Origin of the sequence: Streptomyces sp. NPDC008121, assembly GCF_042957155.1 — a bacterium.
Classification (GTDB): Bacteria; Actinomycetota; Actinomycetes; order Streptomycetales; family Streptomycetaceae; genus Streptomyces.
Genome location: NZ_JBIBHT010000006.1, coordinates 216,431 through 239,590 on the forward strand (window position 1 = coordinate 216,431; position 23,160 = coordinate 239,590).

At 72.9% G+C, this 23,160-nt stretch carries 16 protein-coding genes; 10 read left to right on the top strand and 6 right to left on the bottom strand.

Annotated elements, in window-relative coordinates; translation table 11 throughout:
* Window positions 1–64: 64 nt before the first annotated feature.
* Window positions 65–1,447 (top strand): FAD-dependent oxidoreductase, encoded by a 1,383-nt coding sequence (locus ACFZBD_RS21400; protein ID WP_391141606.1) that lies wholly within the window; start codon window positions 65–67, stop codon window positions 1,445–1,447.
* A gap of 15 nt (window positions 1,448–1,462) precedes the next feature.
* Here the strand turns inward: ACFZBD_RS21400 and ACFZBD_RS21405 are convergent, their stop codons facing one another.
* Together ACFZBD_RS21405 and ACFZBD_RS21410 are read right to left on the bottom strand one after the other, a co-directional pair.
* Window positions 1,463–2,899: a hypothetical protein gene (locus tag ACFZBD_RS21405; RefSeq protein ID WP_391141609.1), complete on the bottom strand. Its 1,437-nt coding sequence runs from the start codon at window positions 2,897–2,899 to the stop codon at window positions 1,463–1,465.
* The gene (locus ACFZBD_RS21410) at window positions 2,896–8,667 is read right to left on the bottom strand and encodes a hypothetical protein (RefSeq protein ID WP_391141611.1); all 5,772 of its coding nucleotides are present in this window, start codon (window positions 8,665–8,667) and stop codon (window positions 2,896–2,898) included. The genes ACFZBD_RS21405 and ACFZBD_RS21410 overlap by 4 nt, the downstream gene beginning before the upstream one ends.
* A 460-nt stretch (window positions 8,668–9,127) precedes the next feature.
* On the opposite strand from ACFZBD_RS21410, the gene ACFZBD_RS21415 reads away from it, so the two are divergent.
* The gene (locus ACFZBD_RS21415; protein ID WP_391141614.1) at window positions 9,128–9,865 is read left to right on the top strand and encodes an SDR family oxidoreductase; all 738 of its coding nucleotides are present in this window, start codon (window positions 9,128–9,130) and stop codon (window positions 9,863–9,865) included.
* A gap of 49 nt (window positions 9,866–9,914) precedes the next feature.
* On the opposite strand, the gene ACFZBD_RS21420 is transcribed toward ACFZBD_RS21415, so the two are convergent.
* The 3 genes from ACFZBD_RS21420 to ACFZBD_RS21430 all read right to left on the bottom strand — a co-directional run bounded on the left by ACFZBD_RS21420 (window position 9,915) and on the right by ACFZBD_RS21430 (window position 12,651).
* Window positions 9,915–10,271, bottom strand: coding sequence for an SAV_915 family protein (locus tag ACFZBD_RS21420; protein WP_391141616.1), 357 nt, complete (start codon window positions 10,269–10,271; stop codon window positions 9,915–9,917).
* 241 nt (window positions 10,272–10,512) lie between these two features.
* Window positions 10,513–11,199 carry an alpha/beta fold hydrolase gene (locus ACFZBD_RS21425; RefSeq protein ID WP_391141618.1) on the bottom strand — a complete coding sequence of 229 codons (687 nt, stop codon included), beginning with the start codon at window positions 11,197–11,199 and terminating at the stop codon, window positions 10,513–10,515.
* 240 nt (window positions 11,200–11,439) lie between these two features.
* Entirely contained in the window at window positions 11,440–12,651 is a 1,212-nt protein-coding gene (locus tag ACFZBD_RS21430) for a S8 family serine peptidase (protein ID WP_391141622.1), read from the bottom strand.
* Between the two features lie 548 nt (window positions 12,652–13,199).
* Between ACFZBD_RS21430 and ACFZBD_RS21435 the strand changes: the two genes are divergently transcribed.
* From ACFZBD_RS21435 to ACFZBD_RS21450, 4 genes are all read left to right on the top strand, one after another.
* Window positions 13,200–13,625 (top strand): cell division protein SepF, encoded by a 426-nt coding sequence (locus ACFZBD_RS21435; RefSeq protein ID WP_391141625.1) that lies wholly within the window; start codon window positions 13,200–13,202, stop codon window positions 13,623–13,625.
* 172 nt (window positions 13,626–13,797) lie between these two features.
* Complete coding sequence (locus ACFZBD_RS21440) at window positions 13,798–15,057, top strand: AAA family ATPase (RefSeq protein ID WP_391141627.1); 1,260 nt, start codon at window positions 13,798–13,800, stop codon at window positions 15,055–15,057.
* Window positions 15,054–15,434, top strand: a complete 381-nt coding sequence (locus ACFZBD_RS21445; protein WP_391141629.1) for a MazG-like family protein — start codon at window positions 15,054–15,056, stop codon at window positions 15,432–15,434. Before ACFZBD_RS21440 ends, ACFZBD_RS21445 begins: the two co-directional genes overlap by 4 nt.
* Before the next feature lie 125 nt (window positions 15,435–15,559).
* Window positions 15,560–16,057: a DUF6099 family protein gene (locus tag ACFZBD_RS21450; RefSeq protein WP_391141632.1), complete on the top strand. Its 498-nt coding sequence runs from the start codon at window positions 15,560–15,562 to the stop codon at window positions 16,055–16,057.
* Window positions 16,058–16,326: 269 nt separating this feature from the next.
* On the opposite strand, the gene ACFZBD_RS21455 is transcribed toward ACFZBD_RS21450, so the two are convergent.
* Window positions 16,327–16,623: a hypothetical protein gene (locus tag ACFZBD_RS21455; RefSeq protein WP_391142246.1), complete on the bottom strand. Its 297-nt coding sequence runs from the start codon at window positions 16,621–16,623 to the stop codon at window positions 16,327–16,329.
* Window positions 16,624–16,870: 247 nt separating this feature from the next.
* Here ACFZBD_RS21455 and ACFZBD_RS21460 point away from each other — a divergent pair, with 247 nt between their 5' ends.
* The 4 genes from ACFZBD_RS21460 to ACFZBD_RS21475 all read left to right on the top strand — a co-directional run bounded on the left by ACFZBD_RS21460 (window position 16,871) and on the right by ACFZBD_RS21475 (window position 23,074).
* On the top strand, window positions 16,871–17,806 hold the full coding sequence (locus ACFZBD_RS21460) for a TIGR03560 family F420-dependent LLM class oxidoreductase (protein WP_391141634.1): 936 nt from the start codon (window positions 16,871–16,873) through the stop codon (window positions 17,804–17,806).
* Between the two features lie 63 nt (window positions 17,807–17,869).
* Window positions 17,870–18,877 (top strand): homocysteine S-methyltransferase, encoded by a 1,008-nt coding sequence (mmuM, locus tag ACFZBD_RS21465; RefSeq protein WP_391141636.1) that lies wholly within the window; start codon window positions 17,870–17,872, stop codon window positions 18,875–18,877.
* A gap of 46 nt (window positions 18,878–18,923) precedes the next feature.
* The gene (locus ACFZBD_RS21470; protein ID WP_391141638.1) at window positions 18,924–20,537 is read left to right on the top strand and encodes a 3' terminal RNA ribose 2'-O-methyltransferase Hen1; all 1,614 of its coding nucleotides are present in this window, start codon (window positions 18,924–18,926) and stop codon (window positions 20,535–20,537) included.
* Window positions 20,534–23,074 (top strand): polynucleotide kinase-phosphatase, encoded by a 2,541-nt coding sequence (locus ACFZBD_RS21475; protein ID WP_391141640.1) that lies wholly within the window; start codon window positions 20,534–20,536, stop codon window positions 23,072–23,074. The genes ACFZBD_RS21470 and ACFZBD_RS21475 overlap by 4 nt, the downstream gene beginning before the upstream one ends.
* Window positions 23,075–23,160 lie beyond the last annotated feature (86 nt).

Genomic DNA, 23,160 nt, shown 5'->3' on the forward strand with positions numbered 1-23,160 from the left:
CGATCCAGGGGTCACTCTGGGAGAGTCGTTACATCGACACTTGTCGAATCAGCGGGAGTCCGTCGTGGCCACGTCCAGCGCACCCTTGCCCGTCGTCGTCATCGGGGCCGGCCCCATCGGTCTCGCGGCCGCCGCCCACCTCCGCGCACGCGGGCTGCAGCCCCTCGTCCTGGAGGCCGGTCCCGCTGCCGGCGCGGCGGTCCGGGAGTGGGCGCACGTACGGCTGTTCTCGTCCTGGGGTGAGGTCGTCGACCCCACCGCCGAGAAGCTCCTCGCCCCGACCGGCTGGGTCATGCCGGAGCCGGGCGCCTACCCCTCCGGAGGGGAGTGGGCCGAGCTCTACCTCCAGCCCCTCGCCGACGTCCTCGGCGAGCAGGTCCGCTACGGCGCCCGCGTCACCGGCGTCTCCCGCACCGGCCGCGACCGCGTCGTCGACGCCGAGCGCGCGTCGCAGCCCTTCGTCGTGCAGTACGAGACCACCGACGGGCGGGAGCGTCGCACCCTGGCCCGTGCCGTCATCGACGCCTCCGGCACCTGGGCCACCCCCGGCCCGGCCGGCGGCAGCGGGCTGCCCGCCCTCGGCGAGAAGGCCGCCGCCGACCGGATCACCTACCGCGTCCCGGACCTGAGGGACCCGACCGTCCGGGCCCGCTACGCGGGCCGGCGCACCGCCGTCATCGGCTCCGGCGCCTCCGCCTTCACCGCACTCGCCCACCTCGCCGCCCTCGCCGAGGCGGAGGACGGCGCGGGCACCCACACCACCTGGATCCTGCGCCGCTCCCTCGCCGGGTCCACGTTCGGCGGCGGCGAAGCGGACCGGCTTCCCGCCCGCGGCGCCCTCGGCCTCGCCGCGAAGGCCGCGGTCGACGCCGGACACGCCGACGCCGTCACCGGCTTCCGCACCGAGGCCGTCGAACGCGCCGGGGACGGCCGCCTGACCCTGGTGGGGGAGGACGGCCGCCGCCTCGATCCGGTCGACGAGGTCCTCGTCCTGACCGGCTTCCGCCCCGACCTCACGTTCCTCGCCGAGCTCCGCCTCGGCCTCGACGAGCGACTCCAGGCACCGGCCGGGCTGGCCCCCCTGATCGACCCCAACCAGCACTCCTGCGGCACCGTCCGGCCGCACGGCGTGCGCGAACTCTCCCACCCGGACAAGGGCGTCTACCTCGTCGGCATGAAGTCCTACGGCCGGGCCCCGACCTTCCTCGCGATGACCGGTTACGAACAGGTCCGCTCCGTCGCCGCCGCCCTGGCCGGCGACCACGAGGCCGCCGAGCGCGTCGAGCTGACCCTCCCCGAGACCGGCGTCTGCGGAGGAGCGGGCCTCTTCGACGAGCCGGAGGCCGCCGAACCGCCCGGCGCCGGCTGCTGCGCGACGACCCCGGCCGCCCTCACCCCTCCGCCGTGCGATCTACGGCACCAGACGCCGCTCCCTGACCCGGCCTGATCGACAAGACACCCCCTAGAGGCACAACACACGCACCAGAGCCTTCAAGGCGGTGTCGTTGAGGGCCGTGCGGTGGGCGAGTTTGTTGCGGGACTGCCAGAGGGTGCGCAGGTGGTCGGCCTCCGTCTGGGTGAGCCGTGCGTGGCCCTGGAGATAGGCGCGCCACATCGGACCGAGTTCCATTTCGCTTCCCCGGCCGTAGAGCGCGGCGAACTCGGCTTGCGACAGGCGCGATCCGGCGCTGATGACTTCGGTGAACTTCTCGCGGGCTTCGTCCAGCAGGGGCAACAAGGCATGGTTCTGGGCGAGCCAGATCCGGGTGCGCACGGCGTGGTCGTGTTCGGCTCCGCCGTCGGGGAGGCGGCGCAGTCGCCCGTCCCATCTTTCGAGCGTGCCCCGGTCCCACTCGGGACGCAACGACGCGCTGGGATGGAGCGGGGCCGCGGTCGGTTCCGTACGCCGACCCCTCGGTGCGGGGATCCCGTCAGGTATCGATCCGACCGTGAGCTGCCGGAGTTGCGCCGGAAGGCTGTCCGGAAGTCCGTCCCACGCGACCGCCAGCCGTGCCGCCAGCTCGAGGAACGGGCCGCACACTTCGACCACGGTGGCCTGTGCGACCGCTTCGAGGAGCTGGTGCCGGGCGGCCGGGCCGGCCGGGCGGGGTCTGGCCATGGCGACGACGGTGGCGGTGTCCAGACGGCCCAGGGCGCCCCACCACCAGTGCACGCCGATGTCCTCGCGGGCGATCTGTTCCGGCAGTTCCACGGGCAGGCCCGCCGAGGTGGCCAGCACCAGCAGCCGTGGGCGCCGTTCCGGAGGCAGGCCGGCCGCTTTGACCGTGGCGGACAACCGCCGCAGCAGGTCGGTCGCATCGGGCGGCGCGGGCTCCTGCCAGCCGCGCACGACGATCACCCGTGTCGCGTGGGGGTCGCCGGCGGTGGTGAGGCGTTCGAGGAGTCCTTCGACCCCGGTCCGCCTCCAGTCCTGGTCGCCGGCCGAGCCGCCCAGTTCCTTTTCGATCCGGTCGGGCAGGCCGGGGTAGCCGGGCTCCTCGTCCTGGACGTGGGGCGCCGGAGCCGTGCGCGCCGGCGGAACCGCCGCGATCTGCGTGCGCACGGTCGAGAACGCGGACAGCCCGTCGTCGTAGTCCAGGATCGGTTCCATGCCGCCCCACGGGTCCCCGTGCACGGCAGGCGGCGGGGCCGGGACGCGGGCCCCGGGCGCCGCACCGCCACCGGGCGCGGGGACCAGGACGAAATCCGCCAGTTCGTGCAGCAGCTCGTCGATCAGGGCCTCGGCGGCGGCCGGGGTGCCGGACACCTGTGCCTCGGGGAACAGGCACAGGCAGCTCTTCCCCGACCGCAGGTCGCCCAGCAGCCGGCGCGTCCACAGTCGGACTCCGGGCAGCAGGGTCATCTCGATCCCGGAGGGCGCAGGGGACAAGGGAGTCACGCCGGTTCCGAGAGGACCTGAAGCGCCCGGAACGTGATCCGGTCCAGCGAACAGCCTTCCGGCCCGTCGTCCAGCACACCGTGGTCGAGCAGCCGGCCCACGAGCGCCCCGACGTCCTCGATCCGCAACCCGGTGACCGACGCGATATCGGCGTAGGCACACTTCTCGCCCGGTTTCAGGTACTGACTCCACTCGGTCAGCACCTCCGTCAGACGGGTGTCGAGCCCGACCTGCTGCAGGTGTCTGCGGGCGAAATCGGGCCGCCCGATGAAGTGCCGCACGTCCTCCAGGGCTGCTTCGAGCGTGGACCCCTCCCGAGTGATGCGGTGTACGGTCCGCTCCAGCAGGTGGGGCCATCCACCGGTGAGCTCCACCACCCGCCGCCGCTTGTCCGGGGTGTCGAACGGACACTCGGGCCAGGCGCGCAGACTGTCCGCGGTCCACCGTTCGGGACGCACCACGCAGGTGATGAGTTCATCCTTCCGGCCGAGCTCGGCCGGGCCCACCAGCAGGACCGCGGTCAGGTGAGGCGCTCCGTTCTCCGGCCGGGAGGCATCGGCGAGCAGGGCCGTGGTCCAGTCGGTGACCTCGGCCGATCCGCTGCCCCGGACGTCGGCCAGGATCAGGCACGGCCGGCCGCCCGCGCTCGCGCCCCGGCCCTCCGTCAGAGCGCGGGGCGATTCGCCGGGGACGGCTTCCCGGAAGTCCAGTCCACGTGCCGTGGAGTACGACTCCACCGCACGCTTGACGAGCCCCGGCCCGTGCGCATCGGTCAGACACACCGCGGCCACCCCGGGGGCCGTCACCAGGTTCAGCTGGTGCTCCGTGAGCGGACTGTAGCGAGCGACGCCCCCGCCGTCGGCCCCCGCGAAGCGCCGTGAAAAGCGCGGGTTGTAGTCGTAAGGAAGGTCGAATTCGGTCTGCCTCAGCTCCAGTTCGAGGTCTTCCCGGGTCCCCAACATGCTGACCACGTTCGGGCTGCGCACGGCGTACAGGCGCGGGTCCGCCAGCTGGATGAGCAGGCCCAGGCCCACCATCTCGTCCAAGTAGATCTTCACATCGCTCGCGGTGAGCGAACTGAACCCGTCCCGCCAGCGCTCCCTGGCCGCCCTCAGGAGCTCGTCGGCGTCGTAGCCGTACCGGTAGCGGTCCTTCTGGCTGCGCAACGCGATCACGAGGGCGAGGACCCGGTAGCGGTCCTCGAGGTTGATGGTGATCCGCAGCCGCTCGGCGATGTGGCGGTGCACTTGGGCCGATCCCGTCACCGACCGGACGTCCTCCTCCGACACGGAGAGCGGCCATGTGGCCGAGGCGAGTGACTTCGCACGGAGGACCGCGACGAGCCGCTCACAGAAGATCTGGACCAGACACGCCTGGTAGTTCGTCGCGGCGAGTACCCGCCAGACCAGCTCGGGCCGTTCGAAGCGGTACCCGAAGGCCGCCATCGGTTCGACCACCAGGCGTTGCGCCTCGGTCGGTTTCAGCGTGCTGATCAGCACATCGGGACCGCCGTGCGTCAGTGGCACGTTGGACAGGTGGCTGAACCTCTGGACCTGATGGAGACCCGCGAAGACGATCTTGAAACGGCGGTCGGTACGGTCCATCAGCCCCTTGAGCCGCAGCACGTTGGAGAAGGTGGCTTCCCCGCCCCGGCCGCGTACCGCCTTGGAGTCCGCCGTCAGGAAGGCATCGGCCTCGTCGGCCAGTACCAGAACGCGCCTGTCGTGACTCTCTTCCAGCCACTTCTCGACCCTCGCGAGCATGTCGTCCGGCGTGTGGGCGACATCCGCCTTCCCACTCAGGACGCCTACGCGCTTCAGCTCGTCCTCGAGGACCGCCCAGATGCGTTCGGCCGGCTCGGCCTCGCCCACACCGCGCGCCTTGAGGTCGACGTAGATCGCCTTGCGCCCGGGCGTGCCCGGGAACGACGCCTGCACCTTGCGCAGGAGGGCCGACTTCCCCAACTGGCGCCCGCCGTAGAGGAACAGGGCTCCGAGCGGGTCCGTGACAGCGGCGATCTCCTCCTGTCGGCCGTAGAAGACCTCCGGCGGCACGAGCCCGGCCACGAACGGGGTGTACGGGTTGTACGCCGTCCAGGGAAGGGTCACCCGCTGAGTGGCGCGGAAGGACCGCGGAGAGCGGGCCGCCACCCAGCCGAACACGGCAGGGTCCACCACCAGCGCCTGTTGGGAGGAGGCCGCCCGCGCGCGGGCGGCCATCTCCCGGCGGCCGTTCAGTCGCAGCGGAAACAGATAGAGGATCAGGCAGGCCCCGGAGTCGCGGCTGTCGAGCAGTTCCAGCGGGCTGCGGCCGCGCTGTTCGTCGGAGACCACGAGGATCGTGTACGAGGACGCGGCCGAGCCCAGCGCGGCCACGTAACCTGGGGCCGATTCGCTCGCCCGTGCCCGGGCGGTGAGCCGCATGACACCGCGCACCTCGTGCCGCTGGTCCCGGGCGGGCGTCTGCGAGCATTCCAGACCCAGCACGCGCAGGACCGACGGGATGTGGCGCTGCCACTCCGAGCCCCGGGTGGCCGGGCGGCACAGGGCGTCCCAGGAGTCCAGCCCGCTCCGCGCCCCCTCGGTGAGGGGCTCGCCGTCCAGGTAGAAGTCGGCCCAGGACCGGGCGGAGTACCCCTGGGCGCCGGACTTGCGCACCCCGGACCGCTCGATGCCGGCAGTGAAGCGCTCCAGCTCCGCGCCCGAGTCCGTACTGCTCCAGTCAGGGAGGGGCTTGCCCTCGCGCAGCAGGGCGAGGCACTCCTCGGCGGTGACCGTGTCCCCGGCATCGAGCAGCGAGGTGAGGCGCTGCTGTTCCTCGGCCGGCGGGTGCAGCGTGGCGAGGCTTTCGCGGAGGTGCTCCACGTACTCCCGGATCTTCGCCCGCATCTCGCCCTCGAGGGCGGCAATGCCGGCGCAGGCCCGTCCGAAGGCGCCTTCCGGTTCGGGTCGGCCAAGCTCTTCGAGACGGCCGACGAGCTCCCGCTCGGTCTGTATGTCGAGCTGCTGCGTGCGCAGTTCGGCGAGGAGGGCGCCGGCCGCGGCGTGGGCCTTCCGGTGCACGTGGCTCCATCGCGACCACTCCGGATCGCGCAACTGACGCCAGTCGCGCGGTACGGCGTCGAGGCCGGTCGGGAGGGAGGGGACGAGGTCCTGTTCCAGCGCCGCGACGAGGGCGTCGGCGAGATGCAGGTCGCCCCGCTCGAAGTACCTCCGGAGCACCGCGCGCGCGTCCACCGTCTCCAACAGCGTGAGGACCGTCTCCCCGAAGCCCTCCTCGTCGGGCAGGGGTGCCCCGTCGGCCGACCGGGGCAGCTCCGGGGCGGCGAGCAGGGACTCCGCCCGCGGCTGGTCCACGGCGTGTACGGCGTCGAGGTCCCGTGCCGGGACGGCGGCGCCGGAGGATCGGTCGCCCTCGAGCAGCCACGAGCGCAGCCGCAGCAGCGCGGCGCCTTCGACCCCCGGCGGGGGTTCTTCGTGACGTACCTGGTCCAGAGCGTGGCGAAGGCCGGTGGTGTTGTCCGCGCGTTCGTCGACGACGGGAGCGGCCAGGGCCCGGGCACGCGTCAGGAGGTCGGAAACCTGCTCGATGCTCCGCAGCAGAGCCCGCTTGGCAGCGGCCTCGATCGGTTCCTTCGCCTGCTTCGGGGTGCGGATCTCGGCGTCCGCTTCCTCGATCATCCGTTCCGCCGAGCCGCGCTTGCGGAAGAGCTCCCATATCCGGTCGAGGTCGCCGGGACCGGCGGCGCCGGCCGCCCAGGCACTGACTCCGTCCAGTGCCTTCCCCAAGGGCTGGTCCGAGTCGATGAGACGGGTCCTGACCTGGGTCGCACGGGTGTAACCGATGCGCTGGCGCCGCAGGGCGTCCCGCAGCTCGGCGGCCTCGGAGGAGAGCTGATCCGCGGTAAGTCCCGTCACGCTGGCGGTGGTCAGGCGCGTCGCACTGAGGTCGAGCCGGTGGTAGCGCCGTAGCGCGTCGACGGCCCGCGCCAGGAGCTTGCCCCAGTTCCCGGGGACCGTCGAGGAGAGGTCCGTCTGGATCAGGAGGTCGTTGGGCCACCCCGCCAGCAGGCCGGCCCGCAACGACGCCACGGCGGCCAGCACCAGGGCCGGCCGGTCGGCCTGGAGCTGCTGGATCTCCGGGTCGAAGCCGGTCATGACGGCCACGGCCTCCGCTTCGTCGCCGCATGCGAAGGCGGCCTCGGCGAAGGCGAGGCAGTCGGCGCGGTGCGGAAGCTCCGCCGAGCCGACCGTCGTCCAGTAGGCCTCTTGAAAACGGCCCTGGCCGATGAGCGTGGCCACCGCGGCCTCGCCGTCCCCCCTCGCCACCGGGTTCCAGGGCAGGAACTGCGGCTTCGGCGGGGCCGCCGGGCCGGCGGCCGCGGACGCCGTGCCCGTCGGGGCATCCGAGCCGTCCGTACGGGCACGGTCCGACGGCGGGGCTTGATCGGCTGCCGCGCGCGGTCCGGGGGTGAACGCCGGGCTCGGCTGGGGGACGCGCTCGACGGGCGGTGTCGGGGCCTTCGCCGCCGCCGGTGGGGCGGGCGGCGTGAGCGCGGCGGCCGTGGGCCGGGGGGTGTTGGCCGGGGCGGGCGCCGGGACCGTGGCGGGTACGTGGTGCTGCTCCGGGTCCGGGCCGGCCTCAGGCTCCGGGGCCGGGGCTGGGGTCGGCTCGGGAGCCGGGGTCGGCTTGGGTTCCAGGGTCGGCTTGGGTTCCGGGGTCGGCTCGGGTTCCAGGGCCGGAGCCTCAGGCTCCGGGTCTGGTGCTGCCGCCTTGGGCACCGGGGCCGGCTCTGACACGGTCTCCGGCTCCGACTCGGTCTCCGGCTCCGGTGTCGTTGCCCTCGCAGGCTCGGGGACTTCCTCGGGCTCAAGGGCGCGGGCCGGCCCGGGCGTGGGGAGGAGATCGTTCGGCGGCGCGCCGACGGGGGAGACCGCCGCCGCGAGTTCGCCGATGCGCGCTTCCAGCACGGTCAGCGACTCCTGCAGCGGGATGCGGTGCGGTGCGTCGGACGCGGTCCTGCCCAGGAGCGCGCGGAGGCCCTCGCGGTCCGCGCCCAGCATGCGCAGCTCTTCGGCGCGCTGGGCCGCGGTCTCGCGCAGCTCCCTGACGATCTCGTCGAGTTCGGCGAATCCCGCTTCACCGGGCCAGGCCCGGCCGTTGCCGGCGAGCCTGTCCGCGATCCGGGACCGAGCCTGCCGCCATTCGTCCAGCCGCACGTCCAGCCGGCCCGAAACGGCCCGGCCCTCTTGGACCAGGGCGCGTGCCTCTTCCAACGCCCGGCTCAGTTCCGCCGACACTTCGCCGAGCGCCTCGCGCGACGCGAGCAGCTCGCCCTCGGTGACGTCCAGGGTCAACAGGTCGCTCTCTTCCCCTTGCACGACATGTGCCATGTCTGCTTCCGCCTCGGCGTCCGAACCAGCTGATCCCTCGGCCGCGCCCTCGGCCTCGGCCTCGTCGAGCGGACGGCACGGCCCTGCGTCCTGCTCGCACCGGCACGGGGTCCCGGCGGTCGAGGCGGCCGCCCACAGGTCGTCCCAGTGGTCCCCGACGGAACCGCCCTCGCTCAGGGGGCAGTCGAGGAGGCCGTACAGAGTGACGTGCGCGAGCACCGGGTCGATCTCGCATAGCCATTGCCGCAGATGCTCCGGGTCAAGTGTCGACAGCTGCTCTGCCGGATGTCCGTAACACCGCTCCCAGCGGTGCATCGCCCAGCCGGCCGCGTGTTGCGCGATCGACGTGAGGCCGCCCGCGCTCGTGCGACTCAACCAGGTTCGTGCCGCCGTGACCTCGCGACGCCGCAAGCGCGGCGGCACTCCGTTCGCCGTCGTGACCAGCCCCGGGACGAGCGTCAACATTCCCGGGATACACAGCAGTTCACGGAGTGCGCGATCGTCCAGCTCGGTCACCCAGGCACGGAACCCGTCCCCCTTGGTGTTCATGGACGGATCTTGCCAGAAGCGCGAGCGGGCGCAGGGGGTTTCCGCAGGATCTGGGACCGCTGCCCGCCGCGAACCAGCCAGGTGTGGTCGGGTCCTACGAAGAGGCGGCGCAGGCCCGCGACGACCGGCCGCGAGCGCCTTCTCCACCGCATCTGACCGGCCCGACCGCGGTGAACGCCCGCCGTGTTTGGATGGGGAGCGACTGTTGCTGACGGATGTGACGCGCGCACTCGACGGTGACTGCGGTGGACCGCGGTGGACTGTGGTGCGTGAGGGAAGGACGAGCATGCGAGGCCAGCGGAAGGTCACCGTGGTCACCGGCGGGAGCCGGGGGATCGGTGCCGCGATCTGTCGACGGCTGGCGGCGGAGGGGCACGACGTCGTCGTCGGGTACCGGACGGACGAGGCGGCCGCCCGGGGCGTCGTGGCCGAGGTCGAGGCGGCCGGGGGCCGCGGGCTCGCCGTGGCCGTCGACACCGCCGTCGAGGCCGCTGTCAACCGGCTCTTCGGCGCCGCGACCGACGCGTTGGGGCCGGTGACCGGCCTGGTGAACAACGCGGGCGTGAGCGGCCCCAACGGCCGGCTCGCCGACGCGGACGCCGAGGGGATGCGCACGGCTCTCGAGGTCAACGTGCTCGGCTACCTCCTGTGCGCGCGGCAGGCCGTCCGCGGTATGACCGCGACCGGCGGCGGCGCGATCGTCAACATCTCGTCGGCCGCGGCGACCCTCGGCAGCCCCGGCCAGTACGTGCACTACGCCGCCACCAAGGCCGCGGTCGACGCCCTTACGGTCGGCCTGGCCAAGGAGGTCGCCGCCGACGGCATCCGAGTCAACTGCGTGGCCCCCGGCACCGTGTGGACCGATTTCCACGAGGACCCGCAGCGGCCGGCCCGGATCGCGCCGAACATCCCGATGGGCCGGTCGGGCCGGCCGGAGGAGATCTCCGGCGCCGTCGCGTGGCTGCTGTCGGACGACGCCTCCTACACCACCGGCGCGGTGCTGCGGGTGTCCGGGGGCCTGTGACCGGCCTCGAACAGCCCGCCCTTCCGACCGGCCGCGGCCTGCGGCTCTCTCACACGACCCGCAGGGCGCGGACGGGGCGGCCCGGCCGGACGGCCGGCGGGCGCGGGGCCGCGAGGACCGTGGGAGCCGGCGGTGCCGGGTCGAGGGTGACCACGGACGCGCCGACCGGCTCGCACAGCCCGCGCAAGACCGATTCCGACAGCCGGATGTACGGCTGCGCCTCTCCCAGGACCGCGGTCAGCCGGTCCGTGGTCGTGAAGGCGACGGCGGTCCGCGCGCCGAGCGGCGTCCGGAACAGCCGGATCACGGTCTCCGGGCCGGTTCCCGACCGGACGGGTACGTACAACGGCCCGGTCGGGGCCGGTTTCTCGGGCTCGGGATCGTCGTCGTACCGGAACAGACACATGGGCTCTCCCTGGGAGCGGTGCACGGTGGGAGCGGCCCCGGTCGTCGCCGTGACGCCGGCCGGGCCCGTCCGTCACCGGAGCCTTTCCCGCCGTCCGCCCTCCCGACGCGGCTCTGACGCCGTCCTGACGGCGCGTGGCCGATTTCGTACGCCTCACTGACGCGGGAGTACCGACCGACCGGCCCCGCGCCGCACCTGTCAGCCGTGGCTTCGGGTACGCCCGAGGAGCCCAGGGGAGGGGTCAGCCGACGAACGCCTTGACCTGACCGTAGACAGTGGCGTCGGTGTGCACCTGGGAGTGCCCCAGGCACGCCGTCTTGGTGTTGACGGCACCGGTCAGCGGCACGCTGCTGTCGGGGTTGACCACGCTGTCACACGGAGACCACCAGGTGGCGTACCGCGAAGCGCCGGGAGTCTCGTCGCCGGAGTTGAGCGTGGTCAGGAAGGCCGACCCGGGGCGCATCTCGGCGCAGGCGGCGCCTCCGCAGAAGTAGGCGAGGTCCGTGCCGTGGTTGGGGCCGGCGAGCGAGACCCACGCGTCGACCTTGGCGTCGCCGCCGAGGTTCTTCGTGTAGTAGCGGGAGGAGAGGCCGCCCATGGAGTGGGTGACGACGTCGACCTTCGCCGCTCCCGTGGCGGCGAGAACGCGGTCGATCTCCTGGGCGAGCTGCGAGGCGGTGGTGGCGTTGGACTGGTTGGCGTTGTAACTCCACTGGTCGAGGCGGCCGGTCGGCCACCCGTCGGCGGCGAAGCGGTCGGCCATGGTCTTCCAGGTGGAGCCGTCGGAGTTCCAGCCGTGCACGAACACGATCGGATCGGGGGCGGCGCTCGCGCCGGGCTCGGCCCCGGCCGACGGTGCGGTGAGGGTGAGCCCGAGGACGGCTCCGAGTGCGAGGCTGCCGACGGCGAGGCGGCGCGGGACGCGCATGGTGGTACTCCAGTACGTGGGGGCTGACTGAGGGGGAAGGGGTGCGGCGACCTGGAGCCCGGTGAGAAGGCGCACGGGTGGGGCCGCTTGCCGGAGATCACAACGACGGTCGGTCGCTCAGGTTGTCGTGGCGTACGCCGCCCGGGTGCCAGAGGGGCGCCGCCCGGACGAGGGCGGGCGGGGCGCGCAGCTTCCGCGCCCCGCCCACCCGGCGTCGGGTGGCAACGGAGCCGTCCGGGGTCAGAAGCGGGTGAAGAGGAGCTTGTTCGGCGAGCCGGGTCCTACGTCCTCGATCCGGCCGCGGGTGGCGTTCCCGACGAGCGCGTTCCGTACCTCGGCGGGCGTCGCCGTCGGGTGGGTGTGCAGATAGAGGGCGGCGGCGCCCGCGGTGTGCGGGGACGCCATGGAGGTGCCGCTGATGGTGTTCGTGGCGGTGTCGTCGTCGATCCACGCGCTGGTGATGTCGACGCCGGGGGCGAACAGGTCCAGGCACCTTCCGTAGTTGGAGAAGGAGGCTCGCCGGTCGGAGTCGTCGGTGGCGCCGACGGTGATGGCCTCCCGGACCCTCGCAGGTGAGATGTCGCAGGCGTCCTCGGGCCGTCCCAGGTAGTCGCCATTGCCGGCCGCGACGGCGTAGGTGACGCCGGAGGCGATGGAGTTCCGCACGGCCTCGTCGAGTGTGGGATCGACGCCGCCTCCAAGGCTCATGTTCGCCACCGCCGGTTTGACGGCGTTCTCGGTGACCCAGTCGACTCCCGCGATGACGCCCGAGAGGGACCCCGATCCCTCGCAGTCCAGGACGCGCACACCGATGACCTGGGCTCGTTTCGCGACACCGAAGACGGTGCCGGCGGCGGTGGCCGCCACATGGGTGCCGTGCCCCTGGCAGTCGATGCCGTTCTGGCCGTCGTCGATGGTGTCGATGCCGATGGAGGCACGTCCCTCGAAGTCACGGTGCGAGGTGCGCAGGCCGGTGTCGATGACGTACAGCCGCACGCTCCGCGCCCCGTTGGCCCAGGTGTACGTGTAGTTCAGGGGCAGGCGCCGCTGGTCGATGCGGTCGAGGCCCCAGGGCGGGTCCGTCTGCTCGCCGGAGACGGTGACCTTCGCGTCTTGTTCGACGCGGGCGACCCGCGGGTCCGCGGCCAGCTCGCGCGCCTGCGCCTGTGTCATCTCGGCGGCGAAGCCGTTAAGTGCGGTGCGGTAGACGTGGACGAGGCGACCGTCGGCGCGGCGGGTCAGCTCGCCGGCGAGCGCTTCGGTGGACGCGGTGCCCGGCTCGAGGGTGACGATCCAGCTGTCGGTGATCGCGCGCTCGGCGGAGACCAGGCGGACGTCCCCGGCGCCGGCCGCACCGAGAGCGGGGGAGCCGACGAGCTGTATGCCCACGCAGAGCAGAACCGCGGTGAGAAGAGCGCTCGTTCGGCGTGTGAGGCGGAGCATGCGGTGCATGGGAACCTTTCGTCGGCCGGATGACCCGGTGGCCGGGTGGCCCGCCGACCGGTCGGCCGGCGCGGGTCATGCGCGGTGGTACGGCTGAAGTGCCCCACCGGGGGCAGGGGGACGTGTGGAGTGCGTGCGGGCACGGCACGGCGCGCCGCAGCGCGCCCCGACGCGGGCACGGGTCAGGAGAGGGATGGGTTCGGATGAGGAGCTGTGCGGAGCGGGGCCGAGGGCGTGGCCCCCACACGGCCGCGGCGCTCCGGGCCGCCGGTGACACCGGCGCCACAGCGGACAACAGGACGTTCGGCGACAGTTGTCCGCCTGCATGAAAGTCTGCTCGCGCCGCCCACGGAGCGTCAAGAGGCGTGTACGGAGCGTTAGGGGTTGTGCGCGTGATCCGAGATGCCTCGACGGACACCGTCGCCGGAGTTTGACTCGAAGATCACCACCAAGGTGGTCAAGGCCACAATTCCGGGGGGCCGGATCCGTACGGGTGGTGGCCGAGTCGTGACGTGTCGCTGTTGGGCCGAACGAGTGAGGGACGCGAGGATGGGTGCATGAGTAGGTACGAGAGGTACGACGTCACCGACGAGCAGTGGGAGGGCCTGGCCCAGGTCGTGCCCCTGAGAGGCCGTGACGAATGGCCGTCCAGGGTGGATCACCGCGCGTTTCCCGAGCAGTACGAGACCGCCGAACAGCGCCGCATGATCGTCCTGCGCGTGCAGGTGTTCGCCGACGCCCGAGAGGTCGCCGAATACCTCATCGCCCAGATCCCCGTCCTGCTGGACCTGACCGGCGCGGACGCCGATGTCGCCAAGCGCATCCTCGACTTCAGCAGCGGCGTCGTCTTCGGTCTCGGCAGCGGCATGCACCGTGTTGACCGCAACGTCTTCCTGCTGGCCCCCGCCGGCACCGAGGTGGAGGGCACGGCCGAGGCCACGTCGGAAGACGACGAGGTGGGGGCCGGTGTCCCCCGATCGTAGGAAGGTCATCACGGCGTAACGGTTCGTCATACAACGGGCTGCGTACCGTCCGATCATGGACTTCTCCGGCAGCCCCACGCCTGACTCCGCCACTCCCGCGTCCCCACCGCCCTCCTCCGCTTCCCGCGTCCCCGCCCCCGCCGGGTCCCGAGCCGCGGTCTCCACCCCTGCCATGGCCACCACGCGTGACGTGGCGCGGAACGTCCCCGGGGGCTCCCCCCGGCGGCCCGCCCGCCCCGCCGTCACCGAACTCCGTCTCTCCGCCTTCGCCTCCCACCGCGGCGCCGTCTATCCGCTCGGACCCGTGACGCTGTTCACGGGAGCGAGCGGGAGCGGAAAGTCGAGTGCCCTGCGGGCCTTCGAGGCGCTGGCCCGGCTCGGGGCGGGCGAGGACCTCGCCTCCGCCTTCCCCGACGCGGTCGGCTGCGTCCCCGAACGGGCCCGCTCCGACGCGCAGGGGAGGCGGGGGTTCCGGATCGGCTGCACCGTCGACGGGCCGGCCGGGCCCGTCCATCTCGATGTCGCCGTGCAGGCCGAGCCCCAACTCCGCATCGTCGGCGAGCGGCTCACCTGGCGCGGCCGGACGCTGCTCACCACCGCCCTCCGCGACCCCGGCCGCAGCACCGTCCAGGCCGAATGGCACACCGCCGGGGCCACCCCCGTCACCCGCGCACCCCTCCCGGACGACCTGCTGGGCACCGCCCTGCTACCACTGCGCGTGGCCGGCAAGACGAAGGGGCAACTGGAGGTGCTGGCCGCCGCCGAGCAGGTGGTGGTCGCGCTCCGCTCGGTCTTCGCCTGCGACCCGCAGCCGCGCCGGATGCGGGCACCCGTCCCGACGGGGGAGGGGCGGCTGCACCGCGGCTGCGGCAATCTCGCCGAGGTCCTCCATCGCACCCGCACCGGCTGCCCGCGCCGCCACGCGAGGCTGGCCGCGATCGCGAGCGCCGGCTGCGCCGGGCCGGTGACCGGGCTCGGCGTCGAGGAGCTGCCCGACGACACCGTACGAGCCGTACTGGAACGGGCGGCCAGGACCGCGGACTTCCAGCGGACAGAGGGGGCGGCCCCGACGGAAGAGAGGGGAGGGGCGGAGGGCTCACCGGAGGCGGCGCGGCTCCTGGCCGCGACTCCGCTGGGCAGGCTCGGCGACGGCGAACTGCGCTATCTGGCCCTCGCACTCGTCCTGCTCACCGGTCCCGGCGTGCTCGCCATGGACCAACTCGCCGAGGTTCCCGACGCGATGAAGACCCTGTCCGTTCTCGTCGACGGCGTCGACCGGGGCCTCGACCGGCGCCAGGTGCGGGCGCTGCTCGGACTCGCCGCCGACATCTGCGCCGACGGCCACATCCGGCTCGTCGGAACGATCGGGGAGGCGGCCGCGGCGGAAGCCCGGGAGACGCCCGGGGTGTCGGTGGTAGACCTGGAGCCGTGAGTGAACTGGATGTAGCGGGATTGCAGCGCAGGCTGGCCGAGTTCGCCGCCTCGCGGGAGTGGCAGCCGTTCCACAAGCCGAAGAACCTGGCGGCGGCGCTGAGCGTGGAGGCGGCCGAACTGCTGGAGATCTTCCAGTGGTTGACCCCCGAGGAGGCGGACCGGGTGATGGAGGACCCGGAGTCGGCGCACCGGGTCGCCGACGAGGTAGCGGACGTACTGGCGTATCTGCTCCAGTTCTGCGGCTCCCTCGGCGTCGATCCGCTCGCCGCGCTGGCGGCCAAGATCGACCGCAACGAACTGCGTTTCCCCGTCGGCCGACCGCCGGGACGGGCCGGGCGCGCTGTCGAAGAGGGTGATCGTCACTCTTCGGAGTGATCGGCTTCGCCCTGCCGAGCTTCCTGTCCACAGATTTCCGAATTCCTCTGGAGTTTGGGCTCAGGGTCATTCACTCTGGGTAATGAATGAGTGGGCAGTAAGTCGTACGAACGGGGGCCGCGGACATGGAAGCGGAGCGACTCATCGCGACCGGCAGGCACGCGCTGGCGCAGAGCCGGACGGCGTTGGACATCGTGGCGGAGGCCTGGCAGACCCAGGCCCTCGCCCAGGCGATAGGGAGCCATCTCGCGCTCAGCGGACCGCTGGAGTTGCGGGGCGAGGCGCGCGGACTCAGTGAGATCGGCGGGGTGCGCGGGACGGTCGACCATCCCGTGTTGCGGGCGGGCGGCCTCAGAGCCACCCAGCTCACCGAAGTCGGTAACGCCTGCGCGGCGTTGACGGCGCTGAGCGCCCTGCTCGGAGAGGTGGGGATCGCCCTCGTCGGGGTGGCCTGTGCCACGGACGAGGAGGGCCTGTACTGGCAGTGCATCGAGGCGATCGACGCCGCCGACGAGTCGAACGACCGGGTCTGCGGGATGCTGCGCCGGATCGCCGTGCGCGACCGGGACCGGCCGCCCGACCCGGCCCGCGGTCGGACGGGACCGATGGCGGGCTCACCGTGAACGCGGGGCGCCGGAGAGGGGTGTGCAGGGACGCGGCAGGGGGCGACCGGGGTCGCGAGAGCGGCGGTCCTTCCCGGAGACGTCGGGCGCGGGAGTGTCGCGACGGCCACGGCCACCGCTGTCCGGGCGGGCGGCGACGCCCCGTTTGGTCAGGGGCGGCCGGAGCGCCGTCAGGCAGGCCGGCCCGGTCGGATGGACGGGGACGGGGACGGGGACCGGGCGGGCTGGAACGAGCACGTCGGTACGGCGGGCCGGAGGTGAGGGAGGGGTCAGAAGGAGAGGCCGCCGGCCCGAGGGGGCGCGGCGGGTCCGTCGGCCGGGCCGTCCGCGGGATTCCGCGTCTCCTGGGCGCCTCGCCGGCTCTCCGGACTCTCCTGTCCTTCCTGGCGGTCCGCGGAAGACTGCAGGTCGGCGTCCAGTCGAGAGAGGTCGGCGGTCAGCGCCGCCATCAGCTCCTCCATCTGCTGGAGCAGGCCCTTGGGGGCGCCGGTGCCCTTCTGCTCGGGGACGGACGGGTGCGCCGGCTGCTCGGGCGTCGTCCGTTCGGGAGCGGCTTCCTGGGACATGGCGGCCTCCTCGGCCCAGGCCCCTCCGGCAAGGAGGGACCACACGTGAGAACGACGCGCCGACAGGGGCCGCCGGCGCGCGGGCCGGGCGGTCCGGCTCCGCCCGGGCAACGACGGGTGCCGGGCCACGGTCACTGGCCCGGTGGGCCGTGGCAGGCCGGAAAGGGGATATTCACCCGCCCGGGCACGTGGAGACCGCCTGCTGACGTACCGGTTGACAGGCCACCCGAAGGTGCAGGATGGAGGCATGGATCTTCGAATCTTCACCGAGCCCCAGCAAGGGGCCGACTACGACACCCTGCTCACCGTCGCCAAGGCGACCGAGGACCTCGGCTTCGACGCCTTCTTCCGCTCGGACCACTACGTCAGCATGGGCTCCGGCGACGGTCTGCCCGGGCCGACCGACGCCTGGATCACCCTGGCCGGTCTGGCCCGGGAGACCCGGCGGATCCGCCTCGGCACCCTCATGACCGCGGGCACCTTCCGGCTTCCGGGAGTCCTGGCCATCCAGGTCGCCCAGGTCGACCAGATGTCCGGCGGCCGAATCGAACTGGGCCTGGGCGCGGGCTGGTTCGAGGAAGAGCACCGGGCCTACGGAATCCCGTACCCCAAGGAGAAGTTCGGCCGGCTCGAGGAGCAGCTGGCGATCGTCACCGGGCTGTGGGGCACGGAGGTCGGCAAGAAGTTCTCGTACGAAGGGGAGTACTACCAGCTCACCGATTCACCGGCGCTGCCGAAGCCGGCGCAGTCCAAGGTTCCGGTGCTCATCGGCGGACACGGTGCGACCCGCACCCCGCGGCTGGCCGCGCGGTACGCCGACGAGTTCAACATCCCGTTCGCCTCGCTGGAGGACAGTGACCGGCAGTTCGGCCGCGTCCGCGCCGCGGCCGAGGCGGCCGGCCGTCCCGCCGACGACCTCGTGTACTCCAACGCGCTGGTGGTGTGTGTCGGTAGGGATGACGCCGAGGTCGCCCGCCGGGCCGCGGCCATCGGGCGCGAGGTGGAGGAGCTCAAGGCCAACGGTCTGGCCGGCTCTCCCGCCGAGGTCGTCGACAAGATCGGCCGGTACGGCGCGATCGGGGCGTCCCGGATCTACCTCCAGGTCCTCGACCTGGACGACCTGGACCACCTGGAGCTGATCTCCTCCCAGGTCCAGTCGCAGCTCACCGACCGGAAGGAGTAAACGAAGGGGGAAGCAACAGCAGGGACGTGACCGTAGGGGGAGGACGGCAGGGAGGACACCGTCATGACCGCCACGCCAGAGCCGGACCCGTACTCGTACCCGAGGCCGGAACCGGAGCCGGGGCCGGGCCCGGGGCGGGGCCGCTCTCTGGCCGAAGCGCTGGCCGCGGAGGTGCTCGTCCTCGACGGGGGCCTCTCCAACCAGCTCCAGGCGCAGGGCTGCGACCTCTCCGACGCACTGTGGTCGGCACGGCTGCTCGCCGACGGGCCCGAGCAGATCGAGGCCGCGCACACGGCGTACGTCCGCGCCGGTGCTCGGGTGCTGATCACCTCCAGCTACCAGGCCACCTTCGAGGGCTTCGCCCGGCGGGCGTTCGACCGGGCGGGAGCGGCGCGGCTCTTCGCCCGGAGCGTGGAGTTGGCGCGGGAGGCCGCCGACGCTGCCCAGGCGGAGGAGAGCGGGGCGGCCGCGGGGGTGCGGCGACGGCAGGTGTGGGTCGCCGGGTCCGTGGGGCCGTACGGGGCGATGCTCGCCGACGGCAGTGAGTACCGGGGACGGTACGGGTTGTCGGTCCGGGAGCTGGAGCGGTTCCACCGGCCGCGGGTCGAGGCGCTCGTGGCGGCCGGACCCGACGTGCTGGCGGTGGAGACGGTGCCCGACACCGACGAGGCCGAAGCGCTGCTGCGGGCGGTCGAGGGGTGCGGGGTGCCGGTGTGGCTCTCGTACACCATCGACGGAGAGCGGACCCGGGCCGGGCAGGGGCTGACGGAGGCGTTCGCGCTCGCGGCCGGCAACGACCAGGTGGTCGCGGTGGGGGTCAACTGCTGCGAGCCGGAGGACGCCGCCCGGGCCGTTCCGGTCGCCGCGGCGACCGGGAAGCCGGTGGTCGTCTACCCCAACAGCGGGGAGCGGTGGGACGCGCGGGCGCGGGGCTGGCGCGGGCCCGTCACCTTCGACGCCGAGTCGATGCGGGAGTGGCCGGCGGCCGGGGCGCGGCTCCTGGGTGGCTGCTGCCGCGTCGGGCCCGACCGGATCGCCGGGCTGGCCGCCGCCGTGGCGCCCCGGCCCTGAGGAAAATGCCTGGTCGCGGGGGCGGTGGCGGACCATACTCGGACGTGTGTTCCTGACGATCAGTACCACCGGCACCCATGAACGTCCCGCGACCGATCTGGGCTTTCTGCTGCACAAGCATCCCGACCACGCGCAGACGTTCTCGACCTCGCACGGCACGGCTCACGTCCTCTACCCCGAGGCGTCCGTCGAACGGTGCACCGCCGCCCTCCTCCTCGAGGTGGACCCGGTGGCGCTGGTGCGGCGCGGCAAGGGCAAGGGCCGGGGCGGTGCCCCCGACTCGGCGCTCGCGCAGTATGTGAACGACCGGCCCTATGCCGCGTCCTCGCTGCTCGCGGTCGCGCTCGCCACCGTCTTCAAGAGCGCCCTGCGCGGGGCGTGCAAGGCGATGCCCGAGCGGGCCGCCGAGCCGCTGCCGCTGCGCATCGAGATCCCGGCCCTCCCGGCCCGTGGGGGAGGCGCCGAACTGGTCCGCAAGCTGTTCCGCCCGGCCGTCGAGGGCGGGGGCGGGGGCGGGGCGCCGCGCTGGGACACGGTCGAGGCGGAGCCGGTGGCGCTCGACACCGCGTTCCCCGAGTGGGGCGATTCGCGCTATGTGCGGCTCGTCCTCGAAGGGGAGATGCGGCTCGCCGACGCGCTCAACCAGCTCTATGTCCTGCTGCCGGTGCTCGATGACGCCAAGCACTACTGGGTGGCGCCGGACGAGGTCGACAAGCTGCTGCGCGCCGGTGACGGCTGGCTCGCCGAGCACCCCGAGCAGAAGCTGATCACCAGCCGTTATCTCTCCCGCCGCTGGAGCCTGACCCGTGAGGCGATGGAGCGTCTGGAGCTGGTGCGGCTGGCCGAGAGCGAGGGCGTGGACGTCGACGAGGTCGACAACGCCGTCGACGAGACGACGGACACCGACGAGCGGCCGGTGCCGCTCGCCGAGCAGCGGCGCGAGGCGATCCTCGCCGCGCTGCGGTCCGCCGACGCGGCCCGGGTACTCGACCTCGGATGCGGACAGGGCCAGTTGGTGCAGGCGCTCCTCAAGGACGTGCGCTTCACCGACATCGTCGGCGTCGACGTGTCCGTACGGGCGCTGACGATCGCCGGGCGCCGGCTCAGGCTGGAGCGGCTCGGCGAGCGGCAGGCCGGCCGGGTGAAGCTGATCCAGGGCTCGCTCGCGTACACCGACAAGCGGCTGACGGGCTATGACGCGGCGGTGCTGAGCGAGGTCATCGAGCACCTCGACCTGCCGCGGCTGCCGGCGCTGGAGTACGCCGTGTTCGGCTCGGCCCGGCCCCGCACGGTCATCGTGACCACCCCCAACGTCGAGTACAACGTCCGCTGGGAAACGCTGCCCGCCGGACACGTCCGGCACGGCGACCACCGCTTCGAATGGACCCGGAAGGAGTTCCGCGACTGGGCGGCCGGCGTGGCGGAACAGTACGGCTACACCGTCGAGTTCAGCCCGGTCGGGCCGGACGACCCGGAGGTCGGTCCGCCCACCCAGATGGCCGTCTTCTCGCAGGAGACGAACGACACCCGGACGGCCGGCCGGGGCGTCAGGACCGACGCCGACGACAAGACCGACCCCGACGACAAGACCGACAGCGACCGCACGACCGACCATGACAGCCGGAACACCCGGACCATCACGAAGGAGGACACGGCATGACCGACACCGTCCGCACGCTGCCCGTCACCGACCTGTCCCTCGTGGTCCTGATCGGTGCCAGCGGCTCCGGCAAGTCGAGCTTCGCCCGGCGCCACTTCAAGCCGACCGAGGTCGTCTCCTCCGACTTCTGCCGCGGGCTCGTCGCCGACGACGAGAACGACCAGAGCGCCAGCCGCGACGCCTTCGACGTCCTGCACTACATCGCGGGCAAGCGACTGGAAGCCGGCCGGCTGACCGTCGTCGACGCCACCAACGTGCAGCAGGAGTCCCGGCGCCAGCTCGTCCAGCTGGCGCGCCAGTACGACGTCCTGCCGATCGCGATCGTGCTCGACGTCCCCGAGGAGGTGTGCCAGGCGCGCAACGCGGCCCGCCCCGACCGGGCGGACATGGGACGCCACGTCGTCCAGCGCCACCGCCGCGAACTGCGCCGTTCGCTGCGCGGTCTGGAGCGCGAGGGCTTCCGCAAGGTCCATGTGCTGCGCAGCGTCGAGGAGGTGGAGGCGGCCGAGGTCGTACGGGAGAAGCGGTTCAACGACCTGCGGCACCTCGCCGGCCCCTTCGACATCATCGGCGACATCCACGGCTGCCGCTCCGAGCTGGAGACCCTGCTCGCCAAGCTCGGCTATGTGGACGGCCACCACCCCGAGGGACGGACGGCCGTCTTCGTCGGCGACCTCGTCGACCGGGGCCCCGACAGCCCGGGCGTCCTGCGCCGCGTCATGGGCATGGTCGCGGCCGGCGACGCGCTCTGCGTGCCCGGAAACCACGAGAACAAGCTCGGTCGCTGGCTCAAGGGCCGCAAGGTCCAGGAGACCCATGGCCTCGCCGAGACCATCGAGCAGCTCGGACACGAGAGCGAGGAGTTCCGCACGGAGGTCGGCCGGTTCATCGACGGACTCGTCAGCCACTACGTCCTCGACGAGGGCCGGCTGGTCGTCTGCCACGCCGGTCTGCCGGAGAAGTACCACGGCCGTACCTCCGGCCGGGTGCGTTCGCACGCGCTGTACGGGGACACCACCGGCGAGACCGACGAGTTCGGGCTGCCCGTGCGCTACCCGTGGGCGGAGGAGTACCGCGGCCGGGCGACCGTCGTCTACGGCCACACCCCCGTGCCGAACACCTCCTGGATCAACAACACCATCTGCCTCGACACGGGCGCCGTCTTCGGCGGGAAGATGACCGCGCTGCGCTGGCCGGAGCGCGAACTCGTGGACGTACCGGCGGAGAAGGTCTGGTACGAGCCGGCCAGGCCGCTGGCGACCGAGGCGCCCGGCGGGCACCAGGGACGTCCGCTCGACCTGGCCGACGTGCACGGCCGCAGGGTCGTGGAGACCCGGCGGATGGGCAACGTCTCCGTGCGGGAGGAGAACGCCGCGGCGGCCCTGGAGGTCATGAGCCGGTTCGCCGTCGACCCTCGGCTGCTCGCCTACCTCCCGCCGACGATGGCGCCGACCGCGACCTCGAAGGCGGAGGGTTATCTGGAGCACCCGGCGGAGGCGTTCGCGCAGTACGCCGGCGACAAGGTCGAGCGGGTCGTGTGCGAGGAGAAGCACATGGGCTCGCGGGCCGTCGCGCTCGTCTGCCGGGACGCGGAGGCCGCACGGGAGCGGTTCGGCGTGGAGGGGGCGACCGGCTCGCTGCACACCCGCACCGGACGGCCGTTCTTCGACGATCCCTCGGTGACCGAGCAGGTCCTGGACCGGCTGCGGACCGCCGTCTCGGCCGCCGGACTCTGGGACGAGTTCGACACGGACTGGCTGCTCCTCGACGGCGAACTGATGCCGTGGTCGCTGAAGTCGGCCGGGCTGCTGCGCTCGCAGTACGCGGCCGTCGGCGCCGCCTCGCGCGCCGTCTTCCCCAGCGCGCTCGGCGCGCTGGAGCGGGCCGTGGCGCGGGGCATCGGCGGCGAGACCGAGGCGCTCCTGTCCAAGCAGCGGGAACGGGCGGCGGACGCGGAGGCGTTCACCGAGGCGTACCGCCGCTACTGCTGGCCGACCGAAGGGCTCGACGGGGTGCGTTTCGCGCCGTTCCAGGTCCTCGCCGTGCGGGGCCGCTCGCTGGCGGCCGTGCCGCACGACGAGCAGCTCGGGTGGCTGGACCGGCTGGTCGAGCACGACCCGACCGGCCTGCTCCAGGTCACGCGCCGGCTGATCGTCGACACGGGCGACGAGGAGTCGGTGCGGGCCGGTGTCGAGTGGTGGCTGGAGATGACGGCGGCCGGCGGCGAGGGCATGGTCGTCAAGCCGCTGGCGGCGCTGGTCCGGGGCGGCGACGGCCGGCTGGTCCAGCCGGGCGTGAAGGTCAGGGGACGGGAGTACCTGCGGATCATCTACGGCCCGGAGTACACCCGCCCGGAGAACCTGGAGCGCCTGCGCAACCGCTTCCTCGGCCACAAGCGCTCGCTGGCCCTGCGCGAGTACGCCCTCGGGCTCGAGGCGCTGGATCGGCTGGCGGAAGGGGAGCCGCTGTGGCGGGTGCACGAGGCCGTGTTCGCCGTGCTCGCGCTGGAATCGGAGCCGGTGGATCCGCGGTTGTGAACCGGGCGCGGAGGCGGGGCGGAGGCGGGGCGGAGGCGGGCCGGCGGCCCAGGGACGACGAGTCGGCCCCGCCTCCGCCCCGGTCA